The organism is Bacillus sp. ISO11 (assembly GCF_003458115.1).
Classification (GTDB): domain Bacteria; phylum Bacillota; class Bacilli; order Bacillales; family Bacillaceae_G; genus Bacillus_A; species Bacillus_A cereus.
In genome coordinates, this window is the sequence record NZ_QXCO01000003.1 from 255,417 (window position 1) to 277,129 (window position 21,713).

The following is a 21,713-nucleotide window of genomic DNA, read 5'->3' on the forward strand; positions in this document are numbered from 1 at the left end:
GTTTCACTTTATATTGAAACTTCAAACTCTTTCACATACACCGCTGTTCCAGCAATATCTATTTGTAACTTTTCGTTTTCTATCCCTTTCGTTACATAAACAGTTACACGACCATCTTTATTTATTTCCTGTCCTTGCTCAACGATTAAACTCAATTCATGTTCAAAACCTTTCTCTAAATACTCCGCATAATACGCTCCCATTACACCTGAAGCTGTTCCTGTCACTGGATCTTCAATCGTCCCAGCGTAAGCTGATGAAAAATGACGGCCGTGCATTTGTGCTATTTCATCATAAGTTTCTAGACAAATTGGGTGAATAGAAGCATTAGGTATTTCTTTTAATACTGATGGAAATGCAGCATTATTAGGTTTCATTCTCTCACATGCATTAAGATTTTTAATCGGTACAATTACAGTCCAATTACCAGTACTTCCATATACAATCGGTAAACTTACATCTAAATCATTTACTTCTAAACCGATACTATGAGCTAATTCTTCTGCTGAACCTGTAAATTCTTTAAACTGAGGTGCTGCCTGTCTCATTTTAATAAAGGTTTCTCCATTTTCATTTACACCTATTTGTATCGGTAAAATCCCAGCCTTCGTTTCAATCATAAGGTTACTTTTCTCTTCTAATAAACCTTTTTCGCGCAAGGCATATATCGTCCCTACTGTCCCATGACCACATAACTCCATTTCAAAACCAGGTGTAAAATAGCGCATTCTTATATCTCCTACTTCTGAGGAAAGAACAAAAGTTGTTTCGTTATATCCAACTTTTTCAGCAATAATTTGCATTTCCTCTTCCGTTAATCCATCTGCTTCTAATACAATACCTGCTGGATTTCCCTTATTTGGTTTATTCGTAAATGCGTCGTAATGAAATACGTTTATAGTCTTCATTTTCTTTTTCCCTAACCTTCTTTAAAAATTTTATAATAAAGCTCTACCTCCGTTTTCAACGAACAATTATTTCTCCAAAATATTCTCTGCATCTTTTCATTTGAAGTATGTGTGCTTCCGATGTAATAAGTAGCCTCTATTTCCTTTAACATATGTAAAGATTGAAGATGCAGCCGGGAAGCAATTCCTTTCCCACGATAATAAGGCATTACCCCAAAATAAAATAATCGTCCTTCACTTTCTGTTCCAGTTTCTATATGCGGTATGGACATACCAATCGGCTCATTTTTATCATAAAAAACAATACATGACTTTTCCCAACCCTTACCTAACTCTGTTTGTACAGAATAAAAATGTTCATCGATAGTTAAAATTGAAGTTTGATTCCCTGAACCCGACATACATTGTTCCCAAATATATTTAAAATCTTTTTCCGATAACGTTCCTTCTGCTATTGATCAATATGTATATTGTCTTTCAAGCTCTTCTACATTGTTCAATTCTCTACATACTTCTATCTTTGCGGCATACAAAGAAAAACCGGCATCAAGTAACACTTTTGCGCTTGAGTTATGACTACTAAACCTTTTGTTTAATACAATACTCGCTCTTTTTAACTCCCAATTAAAACAAACCTCTTCAAATCTACTTATCTTTTCTTTATATGTTTGTACGTTATACAAAACGTCTTCTTCGATTTCTTCAATCGTTACTGCATTTGGTAAGCCATTTAAGACTTTTTTAGAAGGGCCAAACAAATTCTGAATGATTGCAAGATCGTATATCACCACTTTATTTCACCTACACCTGGCTCAATAAACTTCCCTGAAACATGCTCGTTTGAATCTATTACCCAATCATATATATTTTTTGCTCCTTCAGCCGGAGTCATATTCGCATCAAAAGCACCAGTGTCAGTCTTTAATTTTCCTGGGTGAATAGCAGTTACATGAATTCCTTTATCCTCAAACTCTTGTTGTAAACAGAGCGTTAACATATTTTGTGCAGCTTTAGCAATTCGATATGAATATGAAAACTGACCTTGTGGAAACTCTTTGTTCGCCATTTTATGCAATGAACCTAACCGAGAGGACACATTTATGATTCTCGGATGATCCGATTTAGCTAAAGCCATATATGTACCTTTTACAGCTCGAATTACACCTAAGCAATGAATATTAAATAAGTCCGTTAACTCTTCTGAATTTGTATGTAAAGCCTCAGTCTCCTTTCCAGTAATTCCTGCGTTATTGATAACTAGATCTATATACTCTGCATATTCCTCAAGCTGGTTTTTCATTTGCTCCGTACTCTCATCAACTGATAAGTCTGCTAATATAGGAAAACATCTGCAACTAAACATTTTCTTCAATTGTGTTAACGCAACCTCAGTTCTAACTAACGGATAAACGATATGTCCATTTTCATGAAACACTTTTACTAACTGTAACCCTAATCCGCGATTTCCACCTGTAATTAGCACTCTCATATATTCATCTCCTTATTTTTAAAATAAATAAGAAAATCCATCCACTTACCATTCTCTAATGAAAACGCCTCTCTCTTGCATTCAAAAGAAAAACCTGCTCTTTCCGCAAGACGAACGGATGGTTCATTATCAACATGTATATGTAACTCGATTCTATGAAAATGAAGACGATTAAAAAATAACGGTAACGCGGCTTTTACACTTTCTATCCCATATCCATTTTTCCAATATTGATTATGAATAGAGTAGCCCATCATTGCCCACTGATAGTCCATACGTAAAATTTTTATAAGCTCTAACTTACCAATATTAGCTCCGTCTTCTTTACGAAAAATACCTAATACGTACATCTCATCTCGATGTGCTGCTTCATCAAAGCCTCTTATCCATTCCGTGAACCATTCTTTTGTTGATGATGCCATAACTTGATAACCATCGTCATATTTATACTGAGATGGTAACCTCTTATTAAATCCATCTAACCAACTTTCATAATCATCTTTTTGAAACGGACGGATCATAAGTCTCTCTGTCTCTATTTGTAATAGCGGCAGCTTCATTTACATCTCTTCCCTTGATTAATATTTGAATATTCTTTATTATCTTACACAAAATACAAAATCTAGTAAATTATTATGTTTTTGATAAACAAGGGCCTGTTAAACTACAATATTAATTTTTGAGAAATACAAAAAGGAAACCCTGTTCTAAAGGGTTTCCTTTTGTCATCACACTACCAAACTTATCTGTAATTTAAAACGTTGTATTCTGTCTTTAATATTCCATAAACATCAACATCTTCATATGTATTTAATAAAAGTCTATTTTGTCTCAATGTGCCTTCTTTACGTAAACCCGACTTCTCTAATACTTTAATCGACGATCTATTTCTGGAAATGGCAGATGCCCAAATTTTGTTTAGACCTAATTCGATAAAGCCAAATTGAATCATTCTGTTTACAGCCTCAGTTGCAAAACCCTTTCCCCAATAATTCTTACCAATCCAATAACCAAGTTCACCTCTATTGTTACCCTTGTCAATTCTTAGTGTAATTGTACCTACAATTTCTCTTGATTCTTTAGAGACAATTCCTAAAGGATATTCAATTCCTTTCCTAATAAGTTCTGGTTGCATATCAACCCAATCTTGCGCGAACTCCAATTTATATGGATGCGGAAGCCCAAGAATATTAGCTAATTCCTTGTCATTAGCCAATTCTTTAATTCTAAAAACATCATCATTGGTAAAAGGTTCTATACATAAATGCTCAGTTTCTAATTTTATAGCCATCTTTTCTCCCCCTTGTACTGAAATTAGTTAGATCCCTTTATTTTCAATATTACACCAAAAACACAAAATTTTTAAAATCTTTATGATGTCTACTAACAGAACCATAAACAAAAAATCCAGTTATGCTTTGTACATAACTGGATTCCTCATCATTTAATCGTTTTTATTTTACAAGTATATTTTCTCTTAATTCCCTTTTCAATACTTTCCCTAAAGCATTTTTCGGTAATTTGTTCATAAATACAACTTTGGGTATTTTATAGCTTGCTAGTTTTTCTTTACAATACTGTATAATTTCTTCTTCCGTTAAAAACGTTTGCATGTCTTTTACAATGTACGCTGTCGGAACCTCTCCCCAAAAGTCATCTGGAACTCCAACTACTGCAACTTCTAAAACACCATGTATTTCATGAATAACATCTTCTACTTGATCTGGATATACGTTGTCACCACCGCGTATAATAACGTCTTTATATCTTCCCATAATATGCAGGAATCCATCATCATCTATCATGCCAGCATCACCCATGTTAAACCAGTTATCTTTTACTACCTTCTTTGTCGCCTTTTCATTATTCCAATATCCTTTAAACATGTATGGACTTTTCACATGAATCTCTCCAACTTCATTTGTTGTTAGTTCATGTCCTGTTTCCGGATGAATAATTTTCACCTCTACATTTTTCAAGGTCTTTCCTACAGAAGACATCTTTTCTTTTCCCATCATTGGATGCCATGAGGTTACAACCCAACCTTCTGTACTACCATAGCCTTGCACCATATATATGCCTTTTTCCATATATTTTTGAATGAGTGTTTCTGGCACTTTTGTACCACCGCTTTGTGCTACTTTAAAGGTTGAAATGTTACGTTCTTTTTTATTTAGTTCATCAAGCATGTAACTATAAACGGCTGGGAAAGCAAGCATCGTAGTAATTTTCTCTTCCTCAATCTTATCCCAAATAAGAGCAGGATTCGAATTAGCTAAGAAGATCATCGTAACGCCATGATAAATACAATTTAAAATAGAAAGCACGCCACTCATATGAAACAATGGATGCACAGATAAAAAGCGTTCACCTGCTGGGATTTCTCTTTGTCCCGCAATTTCAGCAAAATAATGATGTAAGTTTTTATGTCCAATTACACATGCTTTTGCCTGTCCAGTCGTTCCTGATGTAAACAAGTAAATGGCATCGTCTTCTTCATGAACTTCTACGTTCGGTTCTGTCGTTGGCTGTTTTTGCAACTCTAATTCAAATGAACCAAAGTCTTCTTTTGTTGTTTGAATTACATAAGGAATTTCTTTAACAGCATCAACCTTTAATAACACTTCATTAAATTCTTCATCAATAACTAACACTTTTAATTTCGCTTCTTTTACAATCGTTTCTAATTCATAAACAGTCAGCTGATGATTTAGCGGAATAAATACCGCTCCAATTTTTAAACTTGCCATCATAACGCTTGGAAATGGGTGATTATTTTTGCATAGTATTCCTATACGATCTCCTCTTTGCACACCATTATGTAACAAATAATGTGCAAACTGATTTACTCGTTCATTATATTGCTGAAACGAATATCTTTTCGTCCCCCCTACAAGCGCTTCCAAATTTGGTGATTGAATTGCTCTCTTTTGTAATAATTGTCGCATCGTTCTCAAGTAAAACTCCCCTTTATATATGTTAGGTTTTTTATTTTACCAGATTAACTATTAATTTACTAAAGATTACACTTAGTGAATATAAGAAGAATATAAAATATCCATTTACTTTACAAGTAAATGGATATTTCCCATTATATATTAGAATACTTCTTGTTCATCACATATTGCACATACTCAGGTGCACTTTTATCAATCTCTTCATCACCTAGTTTATATTCTGCACCATATAAATAAAAGGAAGGTATAAATTCCATACCTGTGTATAAGCATGTAGCTTGGAATGGTTTCGTCAACTCATCCATTGTAATCCCACTATTTTCATAGTCTTTTTCTAATCCACCTATAGAAATAGCTACACCAAATTCTTTCCCCTTCACTTTATCTCCTTTAGATCCGTACGCAAATCCATATGTTAATACATCATCGAACCATTTTTTTAATAATGGTGGTGAGCTGTACCAGTAAAGCGGAAATTGAAATATATATCTGTCATGTTCTACTAATAACTTTTGCTCTTCTTCAATATTAAACTCCCAATTCGGTGCCACTTTATACAATTCATGCACCGTAATTTCATCCGAATATTTCTCAAGTTCTTCAATCCATCTTTTATTAATTTTTGATTTTTCAATATCAGGATGTGCTACAATTACAAGTGTTTTCATCTTTTTTCATCCCCTTTATAAATTATTCAACCCTTTACGTATTAGTATGAATGAGTCACATATAATTGAAAAGTACGTACTTTAAAGTGCTATAGGAACCTTAAAGTACCTGTGGAGGTGTTATATGAATCAAAATGATAATTGCCCAATTGCAACAACACTCGATGTAATCGGTGGAAAATGGAAAGTTCATATTTTATGTATTTTGTCAGATGGAAAAATGCGAACAAATGAAATTAAACGAGAAATCCCAAACATTACACAAAAGGTTCTTACACAACAACTTCGGCAACTTGAAGCTGATGGGATTATCTATCGTACCGTATATCAAGAAGTTCCACCAAAGGTTGAGTACACACTAAGTGAATACGGAAAATCTTTAATGCAAATAATGGATAATCTGTTTGAATGGGGAAAAGATCATCAGATTAAAAGATTACATGACTAAAAAAGCACTATATACTTTGTTTCATCCTCTACGTTCATATTTTTTATTTCTATAAAGTTTATTTTCATCATTTTTTAGCTAACTTGTTTTCTTAGATTGATGGACGTGACCCCACATCCATCAATCTAAAAAGATACAATTAGAAAAATGAGATTTCTATAAAGTTTCGCATATAAACACTACTTCCGCCTCATTAAACGCTCGCTCTACTTTTTCTAATCTCAATTGTACGTAAGCTATAAAGAAGCACCCCTAAACCGAGAATTTTTTCATTATTAGACGCATTAGAACCTAAGGTAATAGTAGGTACATTTAAACCCATAAACCTTTCACTCCATTCTATAGGCATATAAAAAGATACTCCTTAAAAATAAAAACGCTATTCTCTCTGTAAAATCATAGAAAAGAATAGCGCTTTTTATTTTGAAATAGAAATCATCATTTAAACTAAACATGCTAATATTGATTTTGTGCGATTGTCAGTTACCTCATAATAAATTTCTAATCCTTTCCGAGTACCTGTAACCATTTTAGCAGCTTTTAGTTTAGATAAATGTTGACTAATTGTACTTTGAGGCATTTGTAAATCCCCATACATTGTTGTTACATTAGTAGGACCTTTTGCAAGCATTATTTTTACTAAAGATAGACGAACTGGATGCGCCAATACCTTTAACACCTCAGCGATTTCTTGAAACATTTCTTTTTTTTCTTTCATCTTATTTCTCCCCTTTTATATACATATTTATGTTATCCATATATATAATTCGAAGGTATATGCGTTTTTGTGTCCGTCATTTTAAAAAAATATAAAAAAACTTTAATCCGAAACTAAAGGATTAGCTTAACATAATGTCTCACCATTAATGATGAATAGGAATCTCATTATAGAAGCAGCAGTTTTTATACTACACCTCTACATTCAACTAACTAAAACCAATGAAAAAAAGAGCAGATAGTCTGCCCTTTTATGATGCCTCCTTATGTTCCGTGGAATGTTTAACACTCCCCAGTCTCTTTAATTTATTCCACCCTACCGCTACTCCTCGAATTGATGAGAATATAGATTTAATGACAACATAAGTCATAAATTGACGATAAATAAAGCGTTGTAAAATTAACCATGCCAATGGTTTTGGGTTCTCTTCCTCTAATTTAAATGCGAATAGAGAAGCGAGAAGATCCATTAAAAAGAAAACAAGATAAAATCCTAAAACTTTTAGCGGATTACTACTAAATAGTCCTATAATCATTAATATATCTGCAAAAGGAGCAATGAATTGCAGCACATATTGGAATAACCACATATTAGGCAGTGCAATAAATCCTAATGTTTTATGCTTTGGATTACATAACGCTTTTCGATGTTTCCAAAGACATTGAAGTGTACCATATGACCAACGATACCGCTGTTTAATGAGACTTTTCACATCTTCAGGTGATTCCGTAAAAGCATGCGCTTTTTCTTCATATACAATTCTATGCCCTTGACGTAAAAATGTAATAGTAAGATCCGTATCTTCTGCTAACGTATCTTCGCTTAAATATCCAGATTCAACTACATTCTTTTTGCGCCACGCCCCAATAGCTCCTGGAACTACTGTAATACAATTTAACTCATCAAAAGCTCTACGTTCTAAATTAAACCCTGTAATGTACTCAACATGTTGCCAAGTAGTTAACAAATTCCGTCTATTCCCCACTTTGACATTACCTGAAACTGCAGCTACATTCTGATCTTCAAAGTGTCTAACCATTAGAGAAATGGCGTCTTGCGCAATAATAGTATCCGCATCTAAAGTGACAATGATTTCTCCTCGCGATTGTTGAAACCCTAGGTTCATTGCCGATGATTTCCCGCCGTTTTCTTTCTGAATGAGACGAACTTTAGGGTGTTTATAAAATGTTTCTTTCATTACTTTTGACGTACCATCTGTCGATCCGTCATCCACAACAATAACTTCAAATTCTCTATAATTACTATCCAAAATTGAGTGAATTGTCTTGACTATCACCTTTTCTTCATTATATGCTGCTATGACAACACTAACAAAAGGTTGATAGGACGAATTAATATAGCGAGATAACGTTTTTCTTTTCTGCTTCCATGCAAAATAAATTAAGAATAAAAATCGAAAAATCCCTAATCCAATAGCAATATAAAAAATAGTTGTTAATATATGCTTAAAGTATCCTGCCCCTGAAAAGACAGCTTTATTGTAAAGTAAATATTGCTTCCCCTCAGAAGAAACAGGAGGCATAATTTCATCTCGTTCTTTATTCATTAAATCTGAAATTGTTACAAAACTATATCCATGCTTTTTTAGGTCTTTAATAATGATTGGGAGCGCCTCTACTGTATGTGTACGGTTCCCTCCCGCATCATGGAGAAGAATAATATTTCCCTCTCCCTTATAAATGGGATTAAGAGCACGCTTTACTAATTCATTTGTTGATGGTGTTGCCCAGTCTTCGGGATCAACTTTTTCCGCTACCATTGTATAGTTCATATTTTGTGCACGTAAAATAGGCAATATTTCATTTGATGAATCTGGGTTAGCATCCGCTTCATATGGTGGTCTAAATAAAACCGTAGAATGTCCAGTTACTTCCTGAATTAAACGTTGCGTCGTATTAAGTTCTACTTTCGTTCGTAGTAAAGACGTATCTGCTATGTTAGGATGCTTGAAAGTATGATTGCCAATTTCATGCCCTTCATCGTATATTCTTTTTACAATACTAGTATTTAGTTGCGCGTTTTCACCAAGTACAAAAAAAGCAGCTTTTATTTGATTCTCTTTTAATATATCTAATATTTCTGGCGTATATTTCGGGTCTGGTCCATCATCAAATGTTAATACTACTTGTTTCCCATTTGGTTTTCCATATCGTTGCACTTCATATGCAGATGGTAAGGATCTATATACTTCATCTGTAATATACTCATCTTTGCCTACTTTAAAATCTCTCAATCCATTTTTTCTTTCATTCTCAATCTGTAAAATTTCACCTTGTCCAGAATAATTCACTTCATCTAAACTACTGATTTTATGTAATACATTAGGATTTTTTTGTACCTCAATAGGATTTTTTAAAACTTTCCATATTGTAGGATCTTCTGCTCCTAATCTCCATAGCGCAAACCCCTTTGCATGATTGTCCATTGCGATTTTCACTTGATTATAAAGAGTAACACCGTCTAAGAACCAAGCAGTATGTTCTTTCTCTCCTGTTTTATATCTAAAATACGGATTTCCACTCATCTTATCCCATTGAATTTTTATATTTGAATCATGAGCCATTGCCATAACTTCTGAGAAAGTCATAGACTTTGCAGCTTCTTTACTATTTACTTCCCAATCATATCCATAGTTACCGAAAGCAACTATAAGTTTATTAGACGGAATATTCAGTTCTTTCAATGTATGTTGGAACCATTTATTTGAAGCAATTGGTCCTGGTTCCCCGGCTCCATAGTGCTCATCGTACATCATTACAATCATTCGATCTATTATTTTTGCTAACGCACTATAATCAAAAGCCTTATCATTAGCTGGAACATCTTGTGTAACGAGCAAATCATGTTCATGAAATTCCTTAGTAAGTTCTTTCATAAAATTTGTTAAGTTTTCTTTATCACTTTCAGGTACGGACTCAAAGTCAATATTAATACCTGAAAACTGACTCTTTTTAACTTCGCTTACTAAATTATTAATAAATTTCGTCTTCACATCATTCGGCGAATTCAGTAACTTATGGATAAGCTCACTATCAGGGCCAGAAGCTTTTTCTGTATAGTTAGTAAGTAACGGCATAATCTTCACATGATTTTTTTTTGCTAGTTTTACAATCTCAGGTTTTATCTCACTTCTAATCGTTAAATCTGCTTTTAAATGATACCACTCTGGTACTAACGTAGTTAATGAATCGATATTTTCTTTTAAAGAAGCGGTACTATTTTCATCCCAGTTTACATAAAAACCATACACTTCTTTAGGATGTTTACTATCCTTCGGCGGATTCACCAAATTTTTATTATCCTTCGTTTCGGTATTTGGGTTAAATTCTTCCTTCTTTAACTGCTGATCACTAAGTTTTTGATTAATTGGTACAAGTTTAGTATCTTGTTGTACAGCGGTATTCATATTTGGAATTTCTGGTGTTGAAAAAATACTTTGAAAGAAAAAATAAAATACAACACTTACACTAACTATTGAGATACATAGAAACCAAATAAAGGCTATGTTTCTCCTTCCTTTCGGATCATAAAAAACAGGTTTTTCTTTATCTTGTTGAATGTTTTTCTCCATTATATTTTTCACATACTCCTTCTTAATAGAACTATAGAATATTAAAGTGCAACTTTAATCAGTGGGGGTTTTGTTCACCCCCCACTAATCATCAGCCCTCACCAATCGGGCTGCCCAGCAAATAGCGGAATAAATCCTTTTAGCTTTGAAATGAATCTCTCACTTCCATATTCTATTGATTCTTCTTTTCATTCCCTTGCTGGTGGCCTCTATTTTCTTGTTGAGACCCCCTACCATTGTTCCCTTGCTCGTTTCCGTCATTTTCTTTCTGGGATCCTCTTCCATTGTTCCCTTGCTGATTCCCATTATTTCCTTGTTGAGGATTTCTTCCATTGTTCCCTTGCCCATTTCCATTATTCCCTTGTTGAGACCCTCTTCCATTGTTCCCTTGCTCGTTTTCGTTATTTCCCTGTTGAGATCCTCTTCCGTTGTTCCCTTGCTCGTTTCCATCATTTTCTTTCTGGGATCCTCTTCCGTTGTTCCCTTGCCCATTTCCATTATTCCCTTGTTGAGATCCTCTTCCGTTGTTCCCTTGCCCATTTCCATTATTCCCTTGTTGAGATCCTCTTCCGTTATTCCCTTGCTGATTCCCATTATTTCCTTGTTGAGCTTCTCTACTGTTATTCTCCTGTTGATTCCCTCTATTTTCTTGCTGAGATCCTCTTCCATTGTTTTCTTTTATTTGCTTCGATGGCTGTTCCTCTGTTTTCTTTTGTTCTTTCTGCTCTTGCTTTTCATATTTTTTCTCTTTTACAGGAGACAAATCGAGTGTTGCATCAGGAGATGACTCCGGCTGTGATTGCACCTCTTCTTCGTTTTTCACCGGATTAGACGGGGTGACAGGAGGCGTAAGTGATTTGTTCTTCTCATTCTCTTGCTTTATATAGACACCTGTGCCAATTCCAGCTTTTCTAGCATTCTCTCGTATTTGCATTGTGCTACTTTGATATTCAACTGTAATATGTTTTAGCTCATATTCTTTCTTTAATTCTTTCATTGCCTTTTCCAAAAGTGGTTCTAGTGCCTTGTCCTTTGCAACAGCTGTTAGCATAACTTGCTTATCATTCGTTAAATACTTATCCTCTTGACTTTGATTTATAATAGTACGTATTACTTCTTGTAATTGTTTATTTTCCCATTGCTTCAATTCTTTTAAAATACGCCTTCCATCATCATTACAAGCCTGCAAATCTATAACACGAAAATCCTTCGTTACGCTCACCTCTAAACTTGGATTTATATCAACTGAGACGTAAGCAAATACTTTTTCTTCTGGTTGGTTGTAGAAAAACAAAACTGCAAATAGAAAACAAGCAACAAGTATTGATGCAGGCTTTAAAAAGAAAGGAATCGAAAAATGCGATGCTTTTTGTTCTTGCTCATCAAACGAGATTTCCTCCCCGATTATGCAAGAATCCCCTTTTCTTTTACACGTAATAAACTCTCCATTTGGTGTTAAAACAACTACGCTATGCTTTTTTATATCCATCACAATTCCTTTAGTCATCATGCTTTTCCCCTCTTATGTAATCCAGAATATATGTATAGTTGTTTGCAAAAATAATACACATTGCAATAATGTATTTTCTATGTCGTTCCAACGTTTTACGACTTACCCTAACACGCGGTTCAATCTGTTTAAGCGGTAACTTTTTCTTTCGGAACAGCTCTTCCATCATTTCCTCTTCTTTTATAATAATTTTCACAATTTCTATTAATTGCTCACGCGTATCACGATGCTTAGGAGATTCTTTAGCAAGCTCTGAGAATGTGATTTTAAACTCAGCTAGCACACTTTGAAAATGAAGAATTTCCTCCTTACGGTTACTATTTTCCATCTCTTTCATATACTCCGTAAGCGACACTTGCATTTCTAACATTTCCTCTTGCTCATCTTCTTTTAAAAAGACAAAGTTATGTTTAGACTCCTTACGTATATAGTCAATTACATCTCTTTTTATAAGAAGATCAGCAAACGCTAAAAAGGATTTTCCTTTTGTATAGGAATACTTTTCAATTGCTTCGTTAAACGCAAACAATCCAATGCTATATTCATCATCCTGTTCTGTAATATATCGGCGGCAGACAGATGAGATTGATTTTCTAATAAAAGGTTGATACTGTACGATAAACGCTTCTTTATCTTCTTCATTATTTTGTATGTTACATACGATATCTTCTATTTTCGGTTTTCTTAAGATCTTCATTACTAAACTCAACACTTGTAATCTCCCAGCCTCCTTCAAATAGTAAAATGGCCACTACACAAGTGACCATTTAACCAGATTTTCTTGGTACTTTTCTTCGGTCTTGTTTTCTTGCTGTTAGTTATATTTTTAGAGTCTAACGTTTTCTTAATGATTTTTTCTTTTCTCTCGGCACTACAGTTAAGTTTGTATTTTTATCTACTTTCTTATTTTCTACCGTTCGTTTTGCTTATTCTTTTTCTATTTTATCTGCAATCCTTGAATAACTCTCCTCTATATAATTGGTAATTTAATCCTTTTACTTTGGATGCCCACTTAATCTAGTAATTTTATTAATACTTCTATATTCTTTCATAGTCATTTTTCTTCTATTTATTTTTTCCACTATACATATTCGGAGGAGTACAAAGTTTTATGGGGGTCAAAAAATATTTTTATAAAAAAATACATATTTATTTCAAAAATAAAAACCATCAATTTGAAAAAGGGTAATCAAATTGATGTTTTTCTTATAGTATCTATTAAATTAAGTTGGATTCTCATCATATCTAAAAAAAGTACTAGCTATCCTCTGCCGCTTTTCTCCACTTTTATCTTTCTTGGTTATCATAATATGTCTTATCTGCGTATTTTCTATCATTTCCTTTTAGATAAGCTAAAATTACTTTTGGATTTTTAAATAAAGTCCAGTCTCCATATGTATCAAATCTTCTGCATGAAGTTATCATTCCATTTTTAATAGTACCGAATTTCTTATTATTTTTCTTTCCCCACTCTTTTAAACGTTTTGCGAAATCTGCATCTTCTGCCATAAGCATGTTTTCATTAAATCCATTGATTGCCATAAAGTCTTTTCTATAGCACCAAAAAATCCCTACAGATATAGCTCCGTACTTAAAAAGTAAAGGGATTATGATTAACATTGCGGAGAGAAATATTCCTAAAGATATTCTTTCAAACTTCCCATTCACCCCACCACCAATGTATTTACCTGAAGCTAAATATTTATCTACATTAAACAACATAGACTCTGTCATTATCGTATCAGCGTCTATAGTAACGATTATTTCTCCACTGGCTATTTTAGCCCCTGCATTTCGAATTTTAGATAAGTTTTTATCGTTATTTTTCAATGTAATACAATTATAAGATTTTGCTATTTCCTCTGTTTTATCTGTACAACGATTTAAAACAACTATAACTTCCGTTTGCTCTTTATATGCCTCTGATGCCTTTGCAATTGAATCTAAACATTTTCTAATGTACTTTTCTTCATTATGCGCAGGAATTATAATAGAAAACTTCACATCTTTTTTCAAATTAACTCCTAAAGATTCGTTTGTCTCAGTCATAATATTCCCCCCTTATTTTATAAGGTAAATATCTGTTATACATAACGTATATTAAAATTCAATAAATTATATGATAGGAACTGTAGGTAAACTATTACTTGAGTATTAAAAAACAAAAACGTTATTCTTTCTAAATAAGCAAAATTACTAGAAAGAATAACGTTTTTTATTAGTTACATTAATATTTTATTCGTTGCTTTATTTCTTCAAAACGAGCATGTATAATTTTTCTGATATCTGGATGATTCTTATATAAAGTAACAGTATACATGATGGAAGATGCAAGAATAGTAGACCATATTAACCAACCTCCAGCATGAGAAAGAACTTTAATTATTTCACTCTTAAATTCTTCCTGTCCGTCATGAAATGTATAGCTGAGTAGTTACCTTATTTTAAAAAAAACATTCTGATTATTTCTTTTTCACTTCTTCTACAAATTCCCATGTCTCTCCGTTATCTTTTGATTGATAAAGTGCACTACTATCGCCATTGTAGTCTCCATCTGCCCCTTGTCCAACTAACATATTAAAAACCCCATCTTTCTCATATGGCATACTAGGAGAATCAAAAGGACTTATTGTGGACTGTGTATGATCTAATTTCACTTCATGCGGCGGATATTCTACCTTTTTGAAAGATACTCCCCCATCATCTGTGCGATATAACTCTCCTTCATTACCAGAAGGCCTAATTGCTCCTAAAAACCCAAGTTTATCATTTATAAAAATGATTCCTGATACACTACCAATCCCCCCATTAAATGGGTCTGGATTGATAACCTCCCATGTTTTCCCTTCATCACTAGTCTTGCTTAATGAATAAAAGGCGCTCCCTAATGCTTTATCTGTCATATTTAGTTTATAACCAACTTCTTTCGATAGGAAAAACTGTTCTTTTTCATTCTTTAAATCTTGTTGTTCCTTCTCTTTAAGCATATCTTCTTTTGGAGGCGTCTTTGATTTACTCCAACTTGCGTCACTTATTAAATTATATCTAGCAGGGACCAGCTCTTTCTCTTTTCCAGGGACAAATATAGATACAGTATATCCAATGATATCAGAAGCTGCTTCTTTAACACTCTGCCTCTTACCATCCTCAGTAATATTAATAATTCCCTCTGTATTGGATCCCCAATTTCTTTTTCCATAATAAATCAACCCATACTTACTTTCATTCCATTTTTTGACCGTTTGCTTAACTGGGATCGCCTTAACCGTTTTAATTAAAGGTTCTACTAATTTATCATCATTATAATCAGGCTTTGCATATCCATCTCGTATTATAGTAATATCTTCTGATTTCTTCTTATTATAAGAGATTAAATAAGTTTCTTCTTTCCCATCAACATTTTTCCCATAAACAAATGTATCAAACGCTGTGATTGTTCCATCTGAATGAAATGTAAGATCAAAATCAGTTGCCATATACAATTTCTTTGGCAAAGGATATTTTTTATTGATATCTTCAAAAATACCTTCTACTCCAGATTTATATATATTATTATGTTTAAGTTTAACTGACCTTTCATGTTTTAACTTTTCTATAAACCATGCCAATTTGCCATTGTAATTTATTGCACTTTTATAAATCTGCATCCCATAAAATGATGTAATTGCAACAATAATGATAATAGAAATGGATCTCCATGCTATTGAATTTGTTAATTTTTTAGATTCATATTCTCTATTTTTTATCACCCGCATTGTAGTAAATGTAGTTATGGATATAAAAAGTACTATACATAATAACAAAATGTAAATATTATAATTCATTCTTCCGTACTGACAGTATAAGGCCAACTCATAACAAAAAATCCCGTATACAATTATTAGTATTGGATTTGTTACTAATGACAGAAGTATCCTTTTTGTATTTTCTCTAAATATAGAAACCACTCCTAATTATATGAATTACTGATATTAAGTATACTTTATGAATATTCACCATTCTTATCATTGGATTTATACACATTCAAATAATATTTTCCTTGTTTCGCTACGAGTTTTCCCTTTATAGTATTTCCTTCATCTTTACCACAAGCTACGTAATTTTACATGTCTGATTCATGATAAAGTACCCATGTCATCCCAATATTTTGTTCATTTATCACAGAAATAACTACTTCTTTCAGAACTATAACATCAAACGTTTAAACATCTGTCTGATCAGGAGTAATCAGATTCCCTTTTACAAGCGTATTGGAAGTCCTTCTCCTCTTCGAGGGATCCACCTGTTTGCAGTTCTTGTTTTACAGTAACTTTTGTTTGTTTTTTACTTTCTTTTCTTTTCCTCTACTATCTTCCACTGTTAGTTCCACATTATATGTTCCTTTTTCTCCATATACGTGGGTAGGATTCGCTTCTGTACTTGTTGTACCATCACTATAAAATTTATTTTCTTCATTAAAAAGCATTTTTAATTTTTTTATATACTCTTACTGTCGACGTTCAAAAGCTAAACGTACTGCAAGACCTGTCAATACGCTTGCCATAAGCCAACGCTGCACTCGCAGCCACGTTGGACGTGTGCCAAACCATTTCGCAATTTTACTTGCTGTACATACAATTAGAAGGTTAACTATAAAGCTAACAGTGATTTGCGTAAGGCCCAAAACTGCACCTTGAAAAAGCAACGATCCCTTCTCTGGATCTTCAAATTGAGGTAAAAGTGATACATACAAAATAGCAATCTTTGGATTCAGAAGATTAGTCATGAGTCCCATTAAAAATAATTTCCGTGGTGGTTCATTAGAAATCGTACGAGGTTCCATAATAGATATAGCACCCGGTTTAATCGAATTCCAAGCTAGCCAGAGTAAGTAAGCAGCACCTGCCCACTTTACTGCCTCATATACAGCGGGAACCGCAAGGAATAGAACTGTAAGTCCAAACATAGTTGCGATTATATAGATTACAAATCCGAGCATGATGCCCAATAAAGAAATAAATCCCGCCATACGTCCCTGCGTAATGGAACGGGAAATGAGATAAATCATATTAGGCCCAAGTGAACAAACCATGCTAAGCGAAACAATTGCAAAAGCTATCAAGGTACTCAAGCTGACCATAAACCTTCCCCCTTTATGTTACATAAAATTTCCTATTATACATTTTATCATGATTGGGGAGAGAAAAAATTAATATAAACCGATGCAGCTAAGTAATATTATCGGATCGAATGTAGTGTAATCACATATTTCTCATTCTCTTAAGTAAGGACTAAAAATAACCTATCCATAGAGCTACTAAAACCACTACGAATAAAGCAAAGCAACATGTAATATTTCGAATCCACTTTTGTATATCACCAAAATACCTTTCTATAAATATAGCATTGATAGTAAGCATAAGAAATAAAACAATGTAAGTAAAAGCACCCAATTTATCGTTAAACTTCTCATTTGTAAATGTACTTACATGAAGGAATAGAAAAACAAACGTTACTATGAATAGCTCAAATAGCCTTTTTTTATTCACCCCACCACCACCTTACAGTAATTCCCTTTCATTCGATTTTATCAGAACATACTGTGTAGCAGCACATGAATATTATATTCATGTTAAAAAGGCCAACAATCCAAGATTGTTAGCCTCTACTCCCCATATTCGTACCTTTTATCACTTTACTTCCTAACAACTGGAATCCACATTTCACCAAACACTAAGCCGTTTCTTTTCCCCATCTCAACCGTTGTATTTGGTCCACCAACATAAGCAAACTCATTTGCATCTGGTAAAGCTTGACCGAAGGCGATGCCAGTCAACTTATTACTTAACTCTTCAGCTGTTTTGTCTTCCCCTTTTACTACTAAGTATTCTCCCCTCGGAAACTGAATCACTCTAGATTCTTCTTCTATTTGTGCTTCTGTCATGACACCCGCATAATACATCATTTTGTTATTCACCGCTTCGCTCACAGAAAAAATGTATTCATTTGTCGCTAAAGCTTTTAAAGTGTCCAGCCTTCCATCTTCTTTAACAGCCGACCAAAAGTCTTCCTTTTCTTTATTTATTCCAGCAAAGTCTGTGTACTCACTCTTAATTTCAGTTCCAATACCTAACACAATAAAGCTATCTTTTTCTTCTATAGTATAATTTTTCATATACAAAACCTGCCTCTTTTTTTATTAATCAAACGATTTATCTTTTCATCTGATACGTTTATAATATCTTTAAACCATGTCAAAAAATGATACTGTTTAGGAGACCAAAATGAAAAAAGTTGAACGGATTAATACAATTATGCGATATATTAACAACCGCTCTCACTTTACAATTTCTGAAATCATACGAGAATTTAACATATCACGATCGACAGCTATTAGAGACATTAGAGAAATTGAAGCTATGGGAATGCCACTTGTCGCTGAAGTTGGGAGAACGGGTGGATATTTTGTTATGCATAATTCTATCCTGCCCGTTGTTCGCTTTACTGATAATGAAGTGAAAGCTCTTTTTATTGCCTTTATGGCTACGAGGAATCAACAACTTCCCTACCTAAAGAGTCGTCAATCTTTAGCCGAAAAACTACTAGGACTCATCTCAGAAACCCAGCAGGATGACCTTGTTCTTTTAAATCAACTCTTGCTGTTCCAAGGAACTAATCCTTATAATCCCGATCTACTTGAGCTTTCTGATCTCCCCCATCCTATGTTAGAAAAACTCATTCAAATCCTTCTTTTGGATAACCATTTATTGATTACCATTAAAAAAGATGAAGAAATTAAGTCTTATCCAATTTATCTATTACACCTTTATCAAGAAAAAAGCCATTGGATTATTGAAGGATTTGACTTAAAAGAAGAAAAGAAGTTAATGTTTCCTGTCGATGATCTCATCAATATCGAACCATACACGACGAATAAAAGGCTCAATAAGAAAAAGATTTTAGAAAAACTAAGTAAGAAGGCTGAAGCAATTAACCTTGTACTTGAACTTGGTCCGACAGCAATTGCCCAGTTCAAAAAATACCATCCTTTAAAAATTTCAATATCTTATACTAATCCTTACCAATCCACAGCCATTTTAAAAACTTTTATTAATGTTAACAATCCCGATGAAGTGACGGAAATAATAAACTGGCTGCTTTTTCTAGGGAAGGATATTAAAATCAAAGAAATACCCGATGAAGTATTAGCAGATTTACAAAAACGAGTGTGCTTATACATTCCATAAGCAGTGAGCCTCAAATATTAAGCTTTATCACTGGACAATTATTCTATTTTTAAATACCATTTCATTTACTACAATGAGAGCATGATAAATAATAAAAGCACGGAAAATCTCCCGTGCTTTTCTAAATATATATTATTCCTGAAGGTTTCGTTTATCTCGTTTCTTACCCTAACTGACGTTTAAATGCTTTACTGGCGAAAAAGTAAGAGATGACCATTATACCTACGCACCAAGCGAGCGCAATCCAAATATCGTTTCCAACAGTTCCTTCATATAAAAGAGCACGAATCGCATTCACGATTGAAGTTACAGGCTGATTCTCTGCAAACGCACGAACAATTTTTGGCATCGTTTCGGTAGGCACAAAGGCCGAACTAATAAATGGAAGAAAAACTAGCGGGTACGAGTAAGCAGTCGCCCCTTCCATAGACCTCGCTTTCAATCCTGGAATGATAGCTAGCCATGTTAGCGCCAGCGTAAACATCCCAAGTATCCCAGCTACCGCGAGCCAATCTAGAATATTAGCACTGGAACGGAAACCCATTAAGAGTGCAACAAGAATAACCACCACGATAGTAAGTACATTAGCAACCAGAGAGGTTAGAACGTGAGCCCACAATATCGATGAGCGCTTAATAGGCATCGTAATGAAACGTGCCATCAGCCCACTCTTTACATCCGTAAAGAGTCGCACGGAAGTGTAAGCTACACCGGATGCGATAGCCATTAGCAAAATTCCCGGCAATAAATAATTAACGTAGTTTTCCGTTCCAGTTTTTATTGCGCCGCCAAACACGTAGACAAATAATAGCATCATCATAATCGGTGTAATCGCTACTGTAATAATTGTATCCGGACTGCGCATAATGTTACGCATTAAACGATCTAGTAATACACCTGTTTTACTTTTCATTTACACCTCCTCCTTTTTGCCAATGATCGCAAGGAATATTTCTTCCAATGTCGGTTGCTTCTCGATATACTCCACTTTTGCTGGCGGGAACATCTCTTTTAGTTCAGCAAGAGTACCTGTCGTAATAATTTTTCCGCCATGCAAAATAGCGATACGGTCTGCCAGTTGTTCTGCTTCCTCCAAGTACTGAGTCGTAAGCAAAATAGTTGTACCACTATCAGCAAGTTCCTTGACTGTATCCCACACTTCAATCCGCGCTTCAGGATCGAGTCCAGTCGTTGGTTCGTCAAGAAAAATAACTGCTGGCGCCCCAATCAAACTCATCGCGATATCAAGCCGGCGCTTCATCCCACCTGAATACTGATCTGCCCTTTGGTTTGCCGCATCAGTCAGGCTAAATCTTGCAAGTAGATTGTCAGCAACTTGAGCGGGATTGGAAACACCACGTAGCCTAGCAATCATTATCAAGTTTTCCCTCCCAGTCAGCATACCGTCTAAAGCTGCGAACTGCCCTGTCAAACTGATACTTTGACGAACATGATTTGGTTGACGCTGTACATCAAATCCGCAAATACTTACTTCACCGCCATCTTGCTTCATTAGCGTCGAAAGGATGTTGACCGTTGTCGTCTTTCCCGCTCCATTTGAGCCTAGCAGCGCGAAAATTTCTCCACGCTGCACCTCAAAATCTATCCCTTTTAAAACTTCCTTGTCTTTAAAGGATTTTTTCAAGCCTTTTATAGAAATCGCTGCATTACTCATACTTTTTTCCTCCCTATAAAAATGTTTTGCGGAGATAATTTATTTACCTCTATCTATTTAGTACCACTGATATTCTGTACCACTTAGTACCAAGCTAAAAATATAACTGAATAGCTATGGTGGCAATTCATATGTGTAACCAGCTAATCAGTCGGTATTACTTATTCCATTTATTTTTTTCTCAATTTCTTCATAATACTTTCATTCAAATCTTCACGATACTTGGAGACGTAAGTTTTAGCATTTGCCACTAGTTCGTCAGCAAAGGAAGCCACGTCATCCCCAGTAATGTCAAGCACTTGTCTTCCTTCTGCTGCACCAGCTTCAAACAAATCGATTAATTCATACTGTATGTGTAACATATCCATCCCGTTACCCGCTGAGAAATTCCACATGTAGTTTTGAATTTTCTTAAATACAAATTGGTAGTCCTCTGGCAGAGCCTCAACTCGTGCCATCATCATTTTGTACTCTTTTTTATCACCAATTAACTTTTTGAACATTTCTAACATCTTATTTTCC

General features: G+C 34.3%; 21 protein-coding genes and 3 pseudogenes. 2 read left to right on the forward strand and 22 right to left on the reverse strand.

Features of this window, described 5'->3' with window-relative positions:
* Positions 1 to 8: 8 nt before the first annotated feature.
* From D1166_RS05025 to D1166_RS05055, 7 genes and pseudogenes are all read right to left on the reverse strand, one after another.
* On the reverse strand, positions 9 to 908 hold the full coding sequence (locus D1166_RS05025) for a PhzF family phenazine biosynthesis isomerase (protein WP_000849329.1): 900 nt from the start codon (positions 906 to 908) through the stop codon (positions 9 to 11).
* Between the two features lie 11 nt (positions 909 to 919).
* A pseudogene (locus tag D1166_RS05030) lies at positions 920 to 1,696 on the reverse strand (GNAT family N-acetyltransferase).
* Positions 1,693 to 2,397, reverse strand: a complete 705-nt coding sequence (locus D1166_RS05035; RefSeq protein ID WP_001264499.1) for an SDR family NAD(P)-dependent oxidoreductase — start codon at positions 2,395 to 2,397, stop codon at positions 1,693 to 1,695. The pseudogene D1166_RS05030 and the gene D1166_RS05035 overlap by 4 nt, the downstream one beginning before the upstream one ends.
* On the reverse strand, positions 2,394 to 2,957 hold the full coding sequence (locus D1166_RS05040; protein ID WP_000775348.1) for a GNAT family N-acetyltransferase: 564 nt from the start codon (positions 2,955 to 2,957) through the stop codon (positions 2,394 to 2,396). Before D1166_RS05040 ends, D1166_RS05035 begins: the two co-directional genes overlap by 4 nt.
* A 182-nt stretch (positions 2,958 to 3,139) precedes the next feature.
* Entirely contained in the window at positions 3,140 to 3,688 is a 549-nt protein-coding gene (locus tag D1166_RS05045; protein ID WP_000985518.1) for a GNAT family N-acetyltransferase, read from the reverse strand.
* 163 nt (positions 3,689 to 3,851) lie between these two features.
* Entirely contained in the window at positions 3,852 to 5,345 is a 1,494-nt protein-coding gene (locus D1166_RS05050) for a class I adenylate-forming enzyme family protein (RefSeq protein WP_080008964.1), read from the reverse strand.
* A 143-nt stretch (positions 5,346 to 5,488) separates the two neighbouring features.
* Positions 5,489 to 6,022, reverse strand: coding sequence for an NAD(P)H-dependent oxidoreductase (locus D1166_RS05055; RefSeq protein ID WP_000855230.1), 534 nt, complete (start codon positions 6,020 to 6,022; stop codon positions 5,489 to 5,491).
* 124 nt (positions 6,023 to 6,146) lie between these two features.
* On the opposite strand from D1166_RS05055, the gene D1166_RS05060 reads away from it, so the two are divergent.
* Positions 6,147 to 6,470: a winged helix-turn-helix transcriptional regulator gene (locus D1166_RS05060; RefSeq protein ID WP_001072981.1), complete on the forward strand. Its 324-nt coding sequence runs from the start codon at positions 6,147 to 6,149 to the stop codon at positions 6,468 to 6,470.
* Positions 6,471 to 6,663: 193 nt separating this feature from the next.
* Here D1166_RS05060 and D1166_RS31165 read toward each other — a convergent pair whose 3' ends face one another.
* The 12 genes and pseudogenes from D1166_RS31165 to D1166_RS05115 all read right to left on the reverse strand — a co-directional run bounded on the left by D1166_RS31165 (position 6,664) and on the right by D1166_RS05115 (position 18,444).
* Complete coding sequence (locus D1166_RS31165) at positions 6,664 to 6,819, reverse strand: hypothetical protein (RefSeq protein ID WP_001121202.1); 156 nt, start codon at positions 6,817 to 6,819, stop codon at positions 6,664 to 6,666.
* A 93-nt stretch (positions 6,820 to 6,912) separates the two neighbouring features.
* Positions 6,913 to 7,188: an ArsR/SmtB family transcription factor gene (locus D1166_RS05065; RefSeq protein WP_000660066.1), complete on the reverse strand. Its 276-nt coding sequence runs from the start codon at positions 7,186 to 7,188 to the stop codon at positions 6,913 to 6,915.
* A gap of 250 nt (positions 7,189 to 7,438) precedes the next feature.
* Positions 7,439 to 10,780 carry a trifunctional glycoside hydrolase family 18/polysaccharide deacetylase/glycosyltransferase family 2 protein gene (locus tag D1166_RS05070; protein ID WP_000414274.1) on the reverse strand — a complete coding sequence of 1,114 codons (3,342 nt, stop codon included), beginning with the start codon at positions 10,778 to 10,780 and terminating at the stop codon, positions 7,439 to 7,441.
* A gap of 172 nt (positions 10,781 to 10,952) precedes the next feature.
* The gene (locus D1166_RS05075; RefSeq protein ID WP_033689235.1) at positions 10,953 to 12,290 is read right to left on the reverse strand and encodes an anti-sigma factor domain-containing protein; all 1,338 of its coding nucleotides are present in this window, start codon (positions 12,288 to 12,290) and stop codon (positions 10,953 to 10,955) included.
* On the reverse strand, positions 12,280 to 13,002 hold the full coding sequence (gene sigI / locus D1166_RS05080; protein ID WP_002098197.1) for an RNA polymerase sigma factor SigI: 723 nt from the start codon (positions 13,000 to 13,002) through the stop codon (positions 12,280 to 12,282). Before sigI ends, D1166_RS05075 begins: the two co-directional genes overlap by 11 nt.
* A 575-nt stretch (positions 13,003 to 13,577) precedes the next feature.
* Complete coding sequence (locus D1166_RS05085; protein ID WP_000140998.1) at positions 13,578 to 14,339, reverse strand: glycosyltransferase family 2 protein; 762 nt, start codon at positions 14,337 to 14,339, stop codon at positions 13,578 to 13,580.
* A 178-nt stretch (positions 14,340 to 14,517) separates the two neighbouring features.
* Positions 14,518 to 14,712: pseudogene (locus D1166_RS05090) on the reverse strand (hypothetical protein); the annotation flags it as partial.
* A 40-nt stretch (positions 14,713 to 14,752) separates the two neighbouring features.
* Positions 14,753 to 16,237, reverse strand: coding sequence for a WD40/YVTN/BNR-like repeat-containing protein (locus D1166_RS05095; RefSeq protein WP_080008944.1), 1,485 nt, complete (start codon positions 16,235 to 16,237; stop codon positions 14,753 to 14,755).
* Positions 16,238 to 16,272: 35 nt separating this feature from the next.
* Positions 16,273 to 16,728 (reverse strand): annotated as a pseudogene (locus D1166_RS32115) (PKD domain-containing protein); the annotation flags it as partial.
* Positions 16,729 to 16,776: 48 nt separating this feature from the next.
* Entirely contained in the window at positions 16,777 to 17,409 is a 633-nt protein-coding gene (locus tag D1166_RS05105; RefSeq protein ID WP_000254102.1) for a LysE family translocator, read from the reverse strand.
* 151 nt (positions 17,410 to 17,560) lie between these two features.
* Positions 17,561 to 17,818, reverse strand: coding sequence for a DUF3963 domain-containing protein (locus D1166_RS05110; RefSeq protein ID WP_001036206.1), 258 nt, complete (start codon positions 17,816 to 17,818; stop codon positions 17,561 to 17,563).
* Positions 17,819 to 17,964: 146 nt separating this feature from the next.
* Complete coding sequence (locus D1166_RS05115) at positions 17,965 to 18,444, reverse strand: GyrI-like domain-containing protein (protein ID WP_000801038.1); 480 nt, start codon at positions 18,442 to 18,444, stop codon at positions 17,965 to 17,967.
* A 109-nt stretch (positions 18,445 to 18,553) separates the two neighbouring features.
* On the opposite strand from D1166_RS05115, the gene D1166_RS05120 reads away from it, so the two are divergent.
* A complete protein-coding gene (locus tag D1166_RS05120; RefSeq protein WP_000755062.1) occupies positions 18,554 to 19,516 on the forward strand; it encodes a helix-turn-helix transcriptional regulator in 963 nt (320 codons plus the stop codon).
* Positions 19,517 to 19,679: 163 nt separating this feature from the next.
* On the opposite strand, the gene D1166_RS05125 is transcribed toward D1166_RS05120, so the two are convergent.
* From D1166_RS05125 to D1166_RS05135, 3 genes are all read right to left on the reverse strand, one after another.
* Complete coding sequence (locus tag D1166_RS05125; protein ID WP_000837792.1) at positions 19,680 to 20,429, reverse strand: ABC transporter permease; 750 nt, start codon at positions 20,427 to 20,429, stop codon at positions 19,680 to 19,682.
* Positions 20,430 to 21,191, reverse strand: a complete 762-nt coding sequence (locus D1166_RS05130) for an ABC transporter ATP-binding protein (RefSeq protein ID WP_097855759.1) — start codon at positions 21,189 to 21,191, stop codon at positions 20,430 to 20,432.
* A 170-nt stretch (positions 21,192 to 21,361) separates the two neighbouring features.
* Positions 21,362 to 21,703: a DUF1048 domain-containing protein gene (locus D1166_RS05135; protein ID WP_000891986.1), complete on the reverse strand. Its 342-nt coding sequence runs from the start codon at positions 21,701 to 21,703 to the stop codon at positions 21,362 to 21,364.
* Between the last annotated feature and the right edge of the window lie 10 nt (positions 21,704 to 21,713).

Excerpts from the sequence above, each read along its gene's own strand:
- D1166_RS05025 (WP_000849329.1), bottom strand. The coding sequence starts at position 908 with ATGAAGACTATAAACGTATTTCATTACGACGCATTTACGAATAAACCA.
- D1166_RS05035 (WP_001264499.1), bottom strand. The coding sequence starts at position 2,397 with ATGAGAGTGCTAATTACAGGTGGAAATCGCGGATTAGGGTTACAGTTA.
- D1166_RS05040 (WP_000775348.1), bottom strand. The coding sequence starts at position 2,957 with ATGAAGCTGCCGCTATTACAAATAGAGACAGAGAGACTTATGATCCGT.
- D1166_RS05045 (WP_000985518.1), bottom strand. The coding sequence starts at position 3,688 with ATGGCTATAAAATTAGAAACTGAGCATTTATGTATAGAACCTTTTACC.
- D1166_RS05050 (WP_080008964.1), bottom strand. The coding sequence starts at position 5,345 with ATGCGACAATTATTACAAAAGAGAGCAATTCAATCACCAAATTTGGAA.
- D1166_RS05055 (WP_000855230.1), bottom strand. The coding sequence starts at position 6,022 with ATGAAAACACTTGTAATTGTAGCACATCCTGATATTGAAAAATCAAAA.
- D1166_RS05060 (WP_001072981.1), top strand. The coding sequence starts at position 6,147 with ATGAATCAAAATGATAATTGCCCAATTGCAACAACACTCGATGTAATC.
- D1166_RS31165 (WP_001121202.1), bottom strand. The coding sequence starts at position 6,819 with ATGCCTATAGAATGGAGTGAAAGGTTTATGGGTTTAAATGTACCTACT.
- D1166_RS05065 (WP_000660066.1), bottom strand. The coding sequence starts at position 7,188 with ATGAAAGAAAAAAAAGAAATGTTTCAAGAAATCGCTGAGGTGTTAAAG.
- D1166_RS05070 (WP_000414274.1), bottom strand. The coding sequence starts at position 10,780 with ATGGAGAAAAACATTCAACAAGATAAAGAAAAACCTGTTTTTTATGAT.
- D1166_RS05075 (WP_033689235.1), bottom strand. The coding sequence starts at position 12,290 with ATGATGACTAAAGGAATTGTGATGGATATAAAAAAGCATAGCGTAGTT.
- D1166_RS05085 (WP_000140998.1), bottom strand. The coding sequence starts at position 14,339 with ATGACTGAGACAAACGAATCTTTAGGAGTTAATTTGAAAAAAGATGTG.
- D1166_RS05105 (WP_000254102.1), bottom strand. The coding sequence starts at position 17,409 with ATGGTCAGCTTGAGTACCTTGATAGCTTTTGCAATTGTTTCGCTTAGC.
- D1166_RS05115 (WP_000801038.1), bottom strand. The coding sequence starts at position 18,444 with ATGAAAAATTATACTATAGAAGAAAAAGATAGCTTTATTGTGTTAGGT.
- D1166_RS05120 (WP_000755062.1), top strand. The coding sequence starts at position 18,554 with ATGAAAAAAGTTGAACGGATTAATACAATTATGCGATATATTAACAAC.
- D1166_RS05125 (WP_000837792.1), bottom strand. The coding sequence starts at position 20,429 with ATGAAAAGTAAAACAGGTGTATTACTAGATCGTTTAATGCGTAACATT.
- D1166_RS05130 (WP_097855759.1), bottom strand. The coding sequence starts at position 21,191 with ATGAGTAATGCAGCGATTTCTATAAAAGGCTTGAAAAAATCCTTTAAA.
- D1166_RS05135 (WP_000891986.1), bottom strand. The coding sequence starts at position 21,703 with ATGTTAGAAATGTTCAAAAAGTTAATTGGTGATAAAAAAGAGTACAAA.